Annotated in this window: 11 protein-coding genes; 5 read left to right on the top strand and 6 right to left on the bottom strand. The window is 40.6% G+C overall.

Features of this window, described 5'->3' with window-relative positions:
- Nucleotides 1-133 precede the first annotated feature (133 nt).
- From AACW45_RS07120 to coaD, 3 genes are all read right to left on the bottom strand, one after another.
- The gene (locus AACW45_RS07120; protein WP_242045730.1) at nt 134-490 is read right to left on the bottom strand and encodes a Ycf66 family protein; all 357 of its coding nucleotides are present in this window, start codon (nt 488-490) and stop codon (nt 134-136) included.
- A 300-nt stretch (nt 491-790) separates the two neighbouring features.
- A complete protein-coding gene (locus AACW45_RS07115; RefSeq protein ID WP_190632370.1) occupies nt 791-1459 on the bottom strand; it encodes a DivIVA domain-containing protein in 669 nt (222 codons plus the stop codon).
- The gene (gene coaD, locus AACW45_RS07110) at nt 1369-1920 is read right to left on the bottom strand and encodes a pantetheine-phosphate adenylyltransferase (protein WP_190632369.1); all 552 of its coding nucleotides are present in this window, start codon (nt 1918-1920) and stop codon (nt 1369-1371) included. The genes AACW45_RS07115 and coaD overlap by 91 nt, the downstream gene beginning before the upstream one ends.
- A 735-nt stretch (nt 1921-2655) precedes the next feature.
- Here coaD and lgt point away from each other — a divergent pair.
- The 4 genes from lgt to rlmN all read left to right on the top strand — a co-directional run bounded on the left by lgt (nt 2656) and on the right by rlmN (nt 6420).
- On the top strand, nt 2656-3531 hold the full coding sequence (lgt, locus tag AACW45_RS07105) for a prolipoprotein diacylglyceryl transferase (RefSeq protein ID WP_190632368.1): 876 nt from the start codon (nt 2656-2658) through the stop codon (nt 3529-3531).
- Between the two features lie 225 nt (nt 3532-3756).
- Nucleotides 3757-4563, top strand: a complete 807-nt coding sequence (gene cobM, locus AACW45_RS07100) for a precorrin-4 C(11)-methyltransferase (RefSeq protein ID WP_190632367.1) — start codon at nt 3757-3759, stop codon at nt 4561-4563.
- Nucleotides 4564-4735: 172 nt separating this feature from the next.
- Entirely contained in the window at nt 4736-5089 is a 354-nt protein-coding gene (locus AACW45_RS07095) for a phenylpyruvate tautomerase MIF-related protein (RefSeq protein ID WP_190549208.1), read from the top strand.
- 278 nt (nt 5090-5367) lie between these two features.
- Entirely contained in the window at nt 5368-6420 is a 1053-nt protein-coding gene (rlmN, locus tag AACW45_RS07090; protein WP_190632366.1) for a 23S rRNA (adenine(2503)-C(2))-methyltransferase RlmN, read from the top strand.
- Between the two features lie 407 nt (nt 6421-6827).
- On the opposite strand, the gene AACW45_RS07085 is transcribed toward rlmN, so the two are convergent.
- The 3 genes from AACW45_RS07085 to AACW45_RS07075 all read right to left on the bottom strand — a co-directional run bounded on the left by AACW45_RS07085 (nt 6828) and on the right by AACW45_RS07075 (nt 10753).
- Nucleotides 6828-7007, bottom strand: a complete 180-nt coding sequence (locus AACW45_RS07085; protein ID WP_096644520.1) for a replication restart DNA helicase PriA — start codon at nt 7005-7007, stop codon at nt 6828-6830.
- Between the two features lie 714 nt (nt 7008-7721).
- Entirely contained in the window at nt 7722-9593 is a 1872-nt protein-coding gene (uvrC, locus tag AACW45_RS07080) for an excinuclease ABC subunit UvrC (RefSeq protein WP_190632365.1), read from the bottom strand.
- A gap of 728 nt (nt 9594-10321) precedes the next feature.
- Entirely contained in the window at nt 10322-10753 is a 432-nt protein-coding gene (locus AACW45_RS07075) for a response regulator (protein ID WP_190632364.1), read from the bottom strand.
- A gap of 593 nt (nt 10754-11346) precedes the next feature.
- Here AACW45_RS07075 and AACW45_RS07070 point away from each other — a divergent pair.
- Nucleotides 11347-12813: an NB-ARC domain-containing protein gene (locus AACW45_RS07070; protein ID WP_190632363.1), complete on the top strand. Its 1467-nt coding sequence runs from the start codon at nt 11347-11349 to the stop codon at nt 12811-12813.
- Nucleotides 12814-13418 lie beyond the last annotated feature (605 nt).

Here is a 13418-nt window from a genome sequence, read left to right as displayed (position 1 = left end):
TTTTTAATAAACATTGTATTTTAGCAATCAAGCGAAAAACCAAGTTTATTAGCCTGCGTAGCCAAGCTGAGTTTGTATAACCTCACTCTTATAGGGTGTAAGTGCAAGATATCAGTCCCTATTTTGACTAACATTATCTATTGCGAGAAATTTCATTTACCAGCAAGTCTTTGATGCAGAAATAAAGAATTAATATAGTTAATAAAAATTGGGCAAACTGTAAAATCGGATCTAATCGCCAACCCTGAAAAACAAAAATAAAACCTACAAGCAACATCACACTTGGTACTAATAAAGCTTGCAGCAGATAAATTATAAAAGCCATACCATTAAGGCTGCTAGCTCTTCTAAATAGCAAATTTACCATAAAAATCATGTAAGCCATACCAAAAACTATATATATTAGTCCTAGTAAGCTCGCTATATTAAAAGCAAAATTAAAACCAAAATTAACTTGCATCAAAACTAGATTTTGGAAAATTAGCATCATATATTTTTACCTATAATTTATGTAATAAATTCACTCAAAAATGAAATAAGTTCGCAGTTATATTTGACTACGAACTTACGGAAATTGATTAATTTAAAATACCTTCCACTTGCTCGCTAAAAAAGAATTAAAATTGTTTTCTCAACAAAGTATTTTCTTAAATTTAAGCACAAAGCTAGCTTATACAGATTGAATTTACCGCTAATTAATAGCGATAATTCTTACTGTGCGGACATAATTTGATTTTTAATTTTGATTTTTTTTAACACAGTTTTGTGAAATTTTCAACCTCCATCAAGCTTATCTTTTCTTAGGTGGCGGAGAATTTCTTTGCGGAGGCATTTCTGCTCGCAGTTCTTGTCTGCCATTGCTAACAATTCGCAACATATCTTTAAGATCCTGTTCAATACCTTCTAGGACGCTATCAGCATATTGATCCGCACCATTTTCGATTTCTTGAGCTTGAGCGATCGCAGCTTGTCGCATTTCTTCTAACTCTTGCATACAAGCACGGCGCTTTTCCTCAATTTCTGCCAGAGTTTCTTGCATCATGGCGTCGCATTCTTGTTGCACTTGTCGTCTTAGCTGTTCGGCTTCGCGTTCTGCCTGCTTGATAATATCGCTTTCCGCCAAGATTTGAGCGCGTTTAGCTTGCGCCGCCTCAACAACTTGCTGGCCATATTCTTCAGCTTCCAGCAAAATTTCCTCTTTTTGATCGAGGATTAATCCTGCTTCTTGAAAAACTGATGGTAAAGAAGCCCGAATAAAATCGAGCTGCTCTAACAGCTTTTCATCATCAACTAAAGTGCGTCCCGTTAGGGGAATGCGGAATCCACTAACGATAATATCCTCAAGACGAGCGAGTTCCTCCTGAAGATCTATGGTTCCCGCTCCTTCGGGATAGTCTTCAGAGGGGAGATTGTTTCCGTTGCGATCGGGTTCAACATTGGAGAGTTGTGGTTGTAGCATTGGTATATTTCTAAAGCAACGTGTGGGGGAACGAGATGATCGACAGAGCCACCAAACCTTGCAATCTCTTTTACCACACTACTACTTAAAAAACTATACTCATTGGAGGTGGCTAGAAAAACAGTCTCTATTTGGGTAGAAAGAGTTTTATTAGTATGAGCCATCTGCAGCTCAATTTCAAAGTCGGAAACTGCTCTTAAACCCCTTAATAACACTTGTGCTTGTCGCTTTTGAGCATAGTTGACTGTCAAACCATCAAAGCTATCTGCTTCAACATTAGGTAAATGTTGTGTAGATAGACGAATTAGCTCTAGCCTTTGCTGTACCGTAAACAACGGTGTTTTATTGGGGTTGCGCAGAACAGCCACAATTACCCCATCATACAATCGGCTAGCCCGTTGGATGATATCCAGATGTCCCAAGGTAATCGGATCAAAGCTACCAGGGTAAATAGCAATCACTAGTACCTCCGCACCGAGGAAGCCCCTAGTTTTAGACAAAGGGGTAAGGTATGAGCAAATTTATGCGCCGTCTCAAAATGCATAACTGTAATAATCTTTGATGCATCAAAGTGATGTAAGTGATTATATCGGAACCTGTTGATAAACCTATTACATCTCCGAGAAATATTATTTTTGTTAGAGAAATTAACGATACTAAGTAATTATTAGTAACTACGTATATTTATCGTTAGGCTAGGGATTAGGGGCTAGGGGCTAGGGACTAGGAGCTAGGGGCTAAGGCGTGTTTTCAAACCCCGAAAGTAGGTTGCAGAAAGTAGACGTAACCCAACGAAGTAAAGTAAATGTTGGGTTTCGTTCCTCAACCCAACCTACAATTAAGTCAAATTTAGAGTTTGAAAACAGTCCCTAGTGGTCTGTCAATTTTGTTTTGAGGGGTTTTTGGTAGTGCGGGCAGCGTTCGACTGAGCGCTCACGCCGAAGTCTTGCCCGCGTGAGCGAGACGCTCACACTACTGTCCCTCATTTCAACCCTGACAGACTACTAGGGGGTAGGAGTGATTTGTATGTTTGGTTGTGAGATTTTTCGTGATTAGCTGACTAACAGATAGGTTTTTACCGCAAAGCAAAACCTGCTCTAATTAGTTATATACTCAAAGCCCCTGGTTTCTTGTTTTATGATAGGAAACTGCTCAGGCTGATTAATAATTTTAGTTATCTAGCTAGGTACTTTTGCATGGCACTGGATATTTCCACTTTGCCTTTGGCATTTCAATTTACTTCTCCTGGCCCAGAGATTTGGAAAATAGGGCCAATAACTATTCGCTGGTACGGCTTATTAATCGCCTCAGCAGTGTTGATTGGTGTCAGTCTTTCGCAATACTTGGCAAAGCGTCGGAATGTTAACCCAGATTTACTCAGCGATTTGTCAATTTGGTTGGTGATTGGGGCAATTCCCGCAGCTAGGTTATATTATGTTTTGTTTCAATGGCCAGAATATGCCCAGCACCCAGAACGAATTATCGCGATTTGGCAAGGGGGGATTGCGATTCATGGCGCGATTTTGGGCGGTTTGGTTGCAGCTTTAATCTTTGCCAAACTCAAGCAAGTTTCTTTTTGGCAACTAGCAGATTTAGTAGCACCTTCGCTGATTTTAGGGCAGGCGATCGGGCGGTGGGGAAATTTCTTTAACTCGGAGGCCTTTGGCGATCCTACCAATTTACCTTGGAAGTTATATATCCCACTAGAACGCCGTCCCCCAGAATTTATTAATAATGAATACTTTCATCCCACCTTCCTCTATGAATCTTTGTGGGATTTAATGGTGTTCGCCTTGCTGATAACTTTGTTTTTTCGCAGTTTGCAAGGAAAACCACGCTTAAAGATAGGTACGTTATTTCTCACTTACTTAGCAGCTTACAGTTCAGGACGCTTGTGGATTGAAGGGTTGCGGACTGATAGCTTGATGCTAGGCCCTTTAAGGATGGCTCAAGTTGTAAGTTTAATTGGGATTACTTTAGGATTAGCCGGATTAGCTTGGCTTTACTTAGCGAAACGCTCTTTACCAGATGTCGTTTCTACCCCCAGAAGTAACGGCGCGATTGGGGAATAAGCAGATAGGGAGACGCGGATAGGCGGAGATTAAAAGACAGGGGAATATAACCAATGCCCAATGCCCAATGCCCAATGCCCAAAAATAAAAAATGCCCCAGAGTATTCTCCAGGGCTTAACCAGGGTGCATCTACCATTACTCTCTACTAGAGCAATAGAGATTATCCGGAAAGACACTGAAAATTTATCAAAATTTTTTTTTGCAGAGTTGAAGTCTATGCTTTTATGAGTGAATTTACTGCTAGAACATGTGACCCAAAAACCTTGCAGACTCTAGAACCCAGGGTTTACATTGTGGGTGCTGGGCCTGGAGATCCTGATTTATTAACGGTGAAGGCACAAAAACTTCTGGCTGTAGCGGATGTGATTTTATTTGCGGACTCTTTGATCCCTGAACAGATTTTAGAGCTTTGTCGCCAAGATGCGGAGATTATTCGGACGGCGAATAAAACTTTAGAAGAGATTGTACCTTTGATGGTAGAGCGGGTGCGATCGCAAAAATCTGTGGTTCGTCTCCATTCCGGCGATCCAAGCCTCTATAGCGCCATCCACGAGCAAATGTACCTGCTATCACAGGCGAATATCTCTTTTGAAGTTATCCCCGGTATCAGCGCTTTTCAAGCCGCAGCAGCTAAATTACAAGTAGAATTAACTGTACCGGGTTTAGTGCAAACTATTATTCTCAGCCGTATCAGTGGACGTACTGAAGTCCCCGCTAGTGAAGAATTAGCCACACTCGCCGCACATCAAGCTAGCCTGTGCTTATATTTGAGCGCCCGTCATGTAGAAGATGCGCAAGCTAAGTTACTAGAACATTATCCCAGCGACACCCAAGTAGCAATTTGTTTCCGTGTCGGCTGGCCTGATGAAAAAATTCGGGTGGTTCCGTTGAATGAGATGGCTGACTGTACCCGCAAAGAACAGCTAATACGCACCACACTTTACATTATCAGTCCAGCACTTTCAAAAGCAACAGGGCGATCGCGTTTATATCATCCCGAACATCAACATTTATTTCGATCTAGTCATTAGTCATTTGTCATTTGTCTTTCTTGTCTTGTGCGAGTCTCTGGCTCGGTAAACTAATACTGTTGACTGTTGACCGTTGACCGTTGACCGTTGACTGTTGACTGTTGTACAGACGCGATTAATCGCGTCTCTACTTACCGTTGAATGTTGATTCTGGACTATTAAATTTTTGACTATGCCATTAATTAAAGTACAAACTTCTGTATCTGCACCGGAAAAAGCTGAAGTTGAGGCGATGCTGTTAAGCTTATCGGCTAAATTAGCAAAGCATTTGGGAAAACCAGAATCTTATGTAATGACGGCTTTTGAACCGGGAATTCCGATGACATTTGCGGGAACTACAGACCCGGTTTGCTACATTGAAATTAAAAGTATTGGCTCAATGAAACCTGACCAAACTCAAAGTATGAGTCAGGATTTTTGTCAAGAAATTAATCAATCTCTCGGTGTAGCAAAAAATCGCATTTACATTGAATTTGCTGATAGCAAAGGTGCAATGTGGGGTTGGAATGGGACAACATTCGGTTAGGGAACTCCAAAAAATCAATCATGCCAATTGTAGGGGCGGGGTTACCCCGCCCCTACGAGTCGCGGGTTTGGTAAGTTTTTAATGATTGCAATATTTTTTCATTTGCTCGTAAGCTATTCTGCTTTTAAGTTCACAATCCATTGTGAGGGCTGTTAACAGCCCATAAAGTAGTTATGCAATTTAGACTCGCCTTAGCTGATCTTTTTCTTTTTTGGTCTACTCCAGGATTGAACCAGAAGATATAGGATAGAGATTCTAGCATCAACTGGCGATCGCTTATGTCTGTTACACCGCTAATTTCTTCTGTTGACTTAAATTCCCCATTATTAGGTGCTTCTGTAGCTGAATTAACTGCTTGGGTACAGCAGCAAGGACAACCTGCTTATCGAGGTAAGCAGCTACATGATTGGCTATATCATAAAGGTGTGCGATCGCTAGCTGATATTTCTGTCTTTCCTAAACAATGGCGTGGCGAAGTCGCAGATATCCCCGTTGGGCGTTCGACAATTCACCACCGGGCTGTTGCAGCTGATGGCACAATTAAGTATCTCTTGCAACTTGCAGATGGGCAAATTGTGGAAACCGTGGGGATTCCCAGCGATAAGCGGTTAACTGTCTGTGTTTCTACCCAGGTGGGTTGTCCGATGGCTTGTGATTTCTGCGCTACGGGTAAAGGTGGTTACAAGCGAAATTTAGCCCGCCATGAAATTGTCGATCAGGTGTTGACGGTACAAGAAGATTTTCAGCAACGAGTCAGCCATGTGGTATTTATGGGCATGGGTGAACCGTTATTAAATACGGAAAATGTTCTCGCAGCTTTAAGATCCTTAAATCAAGATGTCGGTATTGGACAGCGATCGCTTACTGTTTCTACTGTGGGAATTCGCGATCGCATTCGTCAGTTAGCCCAGCATAATTTACAAATTACTCTCGCTGTCAGTCTCCACTCGCCTCATCAAGAACTCCGACAACAGCTAATTCCTAGCGCCCGCTTCTACCCTATTGAAGATTTGCTGGCAGAATGTCGGGAATATGTGGAAATTACTGGACGCCGCGTGAGTTTTGAATACATACTTTTAGCGGGAGTGAATGATTTACCAGAACATGCTTTAGAATTAGCCAAACGCTTGCGGGGTTTCCAAAGCCACGTGAATCTGATTCCTTACAATCCCATTCAAGAAGTCGATTATAAACGTCCTACTAGCGATCGCATTCAAGCCTTTGTTAACGTCTTAAAACAGCAATTTATTGCTGTGAGTGTCCGTTATTCACGCGGTTTAGAAGCTGATGCGGCTTGTGGACAATTGCGATCGCAAAAATTAGGGCAATAGGCAGAATTGTTGACAACATACAGGGAATTGCAAGTTGGTGAGGTACAGATAATTGTTGATTGTAGGGGCATTGGCACCGCCATGCCCCAAAGCGCTTACTGAAATATGCTGTAAATAGCAATATAAAAAGCGTTGTGTTAACCACACAACGCTTTTTGAAAGATACCAATTTAAATATTATTTGCCGCATATCAATATATTCTAGAGGGCATGGCATTGCCATGCCCCTACGATTTATCGCATTGTTTGTGCCAAATATTCAGGCTATCTAATAGCGAAAAAATTTGATGAAAGAGGCGCAAATAACACAATTATGTAACTCACAGTAAAGTTACCTCAATATATCTTTCCTTTTGCCCGGTCACTGAGCCTGTCGAAGTGCTGCCCTCTGCCATCTGCCTTTCATCTTAAGTCTTGGCGTAAATACCAGGGGCATAAGCCTCAATGACTTTAGCAGTGCGCGTACAAGTAATCATCAAGTAATCACAAGTTGGGCATTGGGTGCGAGTTATTTGACTATCAGATATATAGTGACGTTCAGCTTTACTGCCACAGTTGGGGCAGCAAATTTCTTGTACTATTTGCATTTTAAATTCCCTGGTTTTAATGAATTATGGTGAGTAAAGACAGCCAATCAGACCAGTTAATCACTGGTTTAATGCAAATTAATAAAAGCCTCTATAATTTGCCTGATTTCTTCAAACAAACTTCAATTTTTTAAAACAAGCCCTTATTTTCTATCTATTATCTTATTAGATCTATAAGTGTAACATCTCACTTTGGATATATAAATTAATTTTTGGTAAGGCTCCTATTTAGAAGTTTACTGATCCCTAACAATAATGCTTGGAGATAAACTCATTTGCTGCGATCTCGCAGATTTGTCTGTATATTAATAGCAAAAAGTCAAATAGAGAAAAATACTGTAACTTTAGTCACAAAAATATTTTTTTAAGCTTTGCTTAATGTTTTCTGGGTTGATGTGGGGATGAATTTGTCGCGAAACAATTTAATTAAAACTTCCAATATTTATAGCTCAAGACATAGGTTATGTCTGCTAGGCTAGTGGTTGGTAATGGGTAATGGGGAATGGGTAATTAGGTAATGGGTTATCTCAGTTATCAATTACCCATAACTTTTTTTTGGTCATTTGTCATTGGTCATTGGTCATTGGTCATTGGTCATTTGTCATTGGTCATAAGATATAAAAATATTTTTTAAGGAATTTTTACAGAAAAATTTGCATCAGGATTGAATTCCTGATGACGAGGTGAAGAGAATTTCTCAGCTTGAGATTATCCTTAAGCAGGATGAAAATAATTGTAGATTTCTTGAGCTAAATGGGGGCCGATGCTGGGGACTTCTGCTAGTTGGGCGGGTGTGGCTTGGCGGATATAATCGACGGAACGGAAATGTCCTAAAAGTTGTTTTTGGCGATAATGTCCTAAACCGGGAATTTCGTCTAAACGCGATCGCTTTAATTTATCACTACGCTGTTGACGATGGAAACTCACTGCAAAACGATGGGCTTCATCGCGCAATCGGCGTAATAGTTGCACTCCTGGTTGTTCTGCATCTGTTTCTAAAGGTTGAGATTCTCCGGGTACAAAAATCTCTTCCCGTCGCTTCGCCAAACTAACAACGCGCAAGTCTTCTAATAAGTTCATATCTTGCAAAATGGCGACAACCGATGATAATTGTCCTTTACCGCCATCAATCATCACTAAATCCGGCCAGTCTGGATTACCTGCACGTTGTAATTGCGGATCTTCGATATACTTGCGAAAGCGGCGTTGAATGACTTCGGCTAAACTGGCGAAATCATCGGAATGTCCGGCGGTAACGTTGGGATTTTTGATTTTGTAGTGACGATAGTGTTGTTTGGCGGGTAAGCCATCGATAAATACTACTTGAGAAGCGACTGCATTTGAGCCTTGAATGTGGGAAATGTCGTAACCTTCGATGCGATGGGGTAAGTCGGGTAAATCGACAATTGCAGCTAAATCTTCCATTGCTTGCTGATTGCGATCGCCTAATTTTTGCATTCTTTGCAATTCATATTGAGCATTGCGCTCTACCATCTCAATTAATTCTGCCTTAATTTGGCGTTGAGGCGCTAAAATTGTGACTTTTCGCCCTTTACGCCCAGTTAAAACATCTGCCAAAATTTCTGCTTGTGGTAACTCATGCTGTACCAATATTTCTATGGGAATTTCTACAGAATCAGCAGTTTGATAATGTTCTTCTAAAACTCGTTGTAAAATCGCCCCAGGTTCAGCTTGTGCATCCGCTACAAATGCTAAACGCCCGACTAATTGCCCAGCCCGAATTTGGAATAATTGAATATAAGCTAGTTGTTCATCTGCGGCTAAGGCGATCGCATCCCGCGACACGGTATCATCTGGTAAGGATACTTTTTGCTGTGCTGTGAGAGATTTTAACCCAGAGATTTGATCGCGAATCCGCGCTGCTGCTTCAAAATTCAACGCTTCGGCAGCTTTCTCCATTTGCTGTGTCAAAATCTCAATTAATTCTTGAGTTCGACCTTGAAATACCATCGCTACTTTTTGCACAGTTTTGCGGTATTCTTCCGGTGTAATTAATTTTTGACACACCCCCGGACAGCGCCCTAAATCATAATTTAAACAAGGACGGTCTTTAAATAATGGTTGGGGTCGTTGTCGCAGAGCAAAAATTCGCTTAGATAGGCGTAATATTTCCCTTAATAAACCTGCATCTGTATAAGGGCCGTAAAACTTATCTTTTTCTTTGCCTAATTGACGTTTGCGGGTAATAAAAATGCGTGGATATGCTTCTGACCATGTGATGCAGACATAAGGATATTTTTTATCATCTTTGAGCAGCACATTAAAATATGGCTGATGCTGCTTAATTAAATTCGCTTCCAGCGCCAAAGCTTCCGCCTCGGTATCGGTAACAATAAATTCAATTTCTGCCACTTGTTTTACCATTGTGGCAATGCGATCGCTTTTATTGTAGCCATCACGGAAATAGGAACGCACCCGCGATCGCAATTTCCGCGATTTCCCTATATAGATAATGCGATCGCCTTCATCCCGCATTAAATAAACACCTGGTTCCGGCGGTATCTCGGCTAAACGGTTTTCCAGGCGTTCGGTATCTTTAACTAGTGTTTTAGAAGTTTGTGTCACGATTCGCAAATAGGTGAAGTACCCCAGTTTGCCTTTGGCTGAAACTGGGGCTTCCAATTTCAACTAGCACAAAGACGGTCTTATTCGTCTTCAGGGTTTCCCGTCTCAACCGCCGTTGCCTCATTAAACCCGTGTTCAACTTGGTCTTACACAGCGTCCACAGGCAGTTGCCCATCTTCCACTGGCAATTAATTGTTCTACGATACGTTTGTCTTGGATTTACAGCAATGGCTGACCAGCAGGACTCGCGTTTTCCCCGATCTCTGATGTTGCTGCGGCAAGTCTTACTACTTTGAAGTTAGCCTGTCTGATGTCCATACAGTCGGGAGGGTCAACTACCATTTTTATCTTACCATGTCACTCAACTTATTGAAGACTGGATCGACTCTTTGCCAAGTCCAAGGGTTGACGACTCTTCATCCATAACGATTGATATTGGTCGGAGGTGTAATCGTCGTCGTCCGTCTTATATTCCCTCCCTACTGCGTTGAGGGAGGGGCATTACGACGTTTCGGTAAATTGACAAATCCACCTATATCTATTTTAGAGAAAATCTCTGGTTAATTGTTAGAGACGCGATTAATCGCGTCTGTACAATGGTCGATTAATCGCGTCTGTACAATTTTCAATGGTCAATCGTATTTTCAAGTTCAGCTTATCTTCCCACCACTTTTCATTGAGCGTTTATTTTCATCAATGCCCAATGCCCCATGCCCAATGCCCTATATTTAATATCCCACAACATTGCGAGAAGTTAATTTTTCGCTAATTGTCATAATTAACTCTTTGAGATTTACTGGTTTTACAAAGTAGCGATAAGCTCCTAATCTCATCGCCCGTTCTTGGTCATTTTTAAATGCAAATGCGGAAACTACAATAATAGGTATTTTGGGAAATGATGGTTTTCTTTGAATTTTTTCAAGCAATGAATAACCATCAATATCTGGCAGTTTTAAATCCAGTAATATTAACTCTGGCTGAAATTTTTCAACAGTTGAGAATAAGGCAGAACCTATCGATAAACTATGGACATTATATCCACAGTAACTTAGATAGTCGCTCATCAACATTCTGTTTACATCATTATCCTCAACGAGCAAGATGCGTCTCAGTTGTTGCGAACTCAATCGCTGATGTATCTGGAGTAATTGTGCTGTCATGTTAGCTGTTTTTGGTTATGAACCCACCACTGATGATCGAAAAAACCGAATCAAACTCCCTATAGCCGATGGTAAATCAAGTAAATTAACTTCATAAATTGCAAACAAAGTTGTAATAAATTCAAATTACTTTTTTCTTGTCCAGGCTTAATAGTATGATCCGAAACACCATTTAACTGAAAAATTAATAATTTCTTCAGCTATTTTTCTTGCAACTCATGGTAATAAATAAGTTGGTGTACTTTCTGATATTTTGTCTTGGCATAAATATACACATGCCAAGGTTTCTATGTAGATAAATGTAAATCCCAGCTATAGGTAAGTAAGAACAGAAATTTCAAAATTACAAACAAGCCTTTAAACAACATTATCAATACGATATCGGTATAAGTTTATAGATATTCTCAATATTAACGAAAATTTTTAATAATTATAGTCATTACTCATTATTCATTTGTCAGAGACGCGATGAATCGCGTCTGTACAATTGTCATTAGTGAGTGCTGTGTTGCTTTGGGTTACTGGATTGTGGTGACTGCCCTAAGGGTTTCCAGGTAAGCCAAAATGGGAATCATCGACTGAGTGATAGGTATATGTCAAACTCGTTGAGAGCATCAACAGCAGGATTGGTAATTGTCGATAAAGCGAGGTTGCGTCTGGGTTGGACGAAAACTAGTACAGCGCGTTGGTGGGTAGATGCTCATACTTCTAGGGCTACTTTACGCCGATTTTGGCAAGGCGATCGCATTCAACGAGAAATTTTTATTGCAATTTGTGAAGCTGTAGGTATTGCTGATTGGGAAGCGATCGCGGATGCTTCGCCAGGAGAATCGGCAATAATTGCAGATATCTCTACACCATACCTCGATTGGCATGAAGCGCCGAATTTAGAAAGCTTTTATGGACGAAATCGGGAGTTAACTCAGCTAGAACAATGGATTTTCGGCGGTTGTAAGTTAGTCGCGATTGTGGGAATCGGGGGGATTGGTAAAACTGCTTTAACGCTGGCTTTGATAGATCGGATTCAATCACAATTTAATTGCTTGATTTGGAAATCGCTGCAATCTACACCATCTGTTGATTCTCTCATAGATAGCTTGCTGGCTAATTTTGAACCAAGCGCCGATATTATCTATCATTTGCAAAAACAGCGCTGTTTAATCATACTGGATGGATTAGAGGCAGATTCGAGTATATACAATCAATTTATCCAAAAAATCAGCCGCTCTCAGCATCAAAGTTGCATTATCCTCACCAGTCGGGAAACCCCCAAGGCGATAGAAGTTGATAATAAGATAGTGAACTGTTTAAATCTCAAGGGTTTGGCGAAAACAGAAGCGGTAGAATTATTGCGATCGCGCGGATTTAGCGGGAAGGAAATCGGATTATCGGCTTTAATTCACCTTTATCGCGGAAATCCCTTGGCTTTGAAACTGGTAACACCGTTAATTCAATTGGTATTTGGGGGAAATATCGCCGGATTTTTGACTCAAAATACCTTAGTAATTGGCGATCGCTTACGAGATATTTTAAAACAACAGTTTGCGCAATTGAGCGCTTTAGAGCAAGATATTCTTTATTGGTTAGCAATTTGGCAAGAACCGATTGCTTTTGCGCGATTGCAGACTCATCTATTCGTATCCATCGATCCGGCTATGGTGTTAGAAGCGATTATGGCATTAGAAAGGCGATCGCTTTTAGAAAAATGGATCGGTAAAGCAGAAATCGCCTTTAGTTTGCAACCCTTGGTAATGAAAGTAGTTACCGACGAGTTGGTGGAACATGCAACAACCGAGATTCAGCAAGTAATCGAGACTCAAGATTTACGCCATTTTCAAATTTTGCGCACTCATTGGTTATTGCGTCCTGGTACTGATGATATTGCAGGCGATCGCATTTTGCATCAACTACGGGAAAATCTCTGGCGAGTATATGGTGCAACTTTACCCCAAACCCTAGAGCCAATTTTCTTGTTGTTAAAAAATAAATCTCCCTTAGCCATTGGTTACATTGCTTGTAATTTAGCAGCAATTATTCAGCAATTAAGCATAGTTTCTTGAATTACCGATTTTTTCACAGTAATTGCGCAAAAATTACCAAAAATATTGATTTATTTAACCGCCAAGACGCCAAGAACGCCAAGAATTAGTTAAGGATAATTGTAGGTTGGGTTGAGGAACGTAGACGCGGAGCGGCTTCCCGTAGGGTAACCCAACATTTGCGAGGGTTTGTTGGGTTTCACGAACTTCTAACTAACCTACGCATTTACAGGTTTTTGGCACTAACTGAACTGTATTGATTTTTAGGCTTAATTATACCAATTGGAAAACAGATGGTAGAGGTATGAGCAATGCCATACTCTCTAGAATATGTTGATTTGCTGAAAACGAGATTTAAATATTATTAAAAGTCTTCCTCCCTAAGACATAGACCAAAAGGAATAGATAAAAAACTCTGGAAATATTTACTGTAGAAAAATCTCCTACAAGCGGCTATCCTCAGAACGATGCAAAGGCTATGATTGGCTATATGAGGTGCAAACAAGTGTTGTGTCAACCTTGTTTCTCAATAGTTAAGGATAAAGTTATTGGCTTAATTTAACCCCGTTCTAAATATTGCCAATTCAGAACTTAACACTATTCCCCAAATCAAAATGGGGAGAAAA

Origin of the sequence: Calothrix sp. FACHB-168 (assembly GCF_963889195.1) — a bacterium.
Taxonomy (GTDB): Bacteria; Cyanobacteriota; Cyanobacteriia; order Cyanobacteriales; family Nostocaceae; genus Aulosira; species Aulosira anomala_A.
The sequence above is the reverse complement of the archived record's forward strand: the minus strand, read 5'-3'. Positions and strand labels throughout refer to the sequence as shown.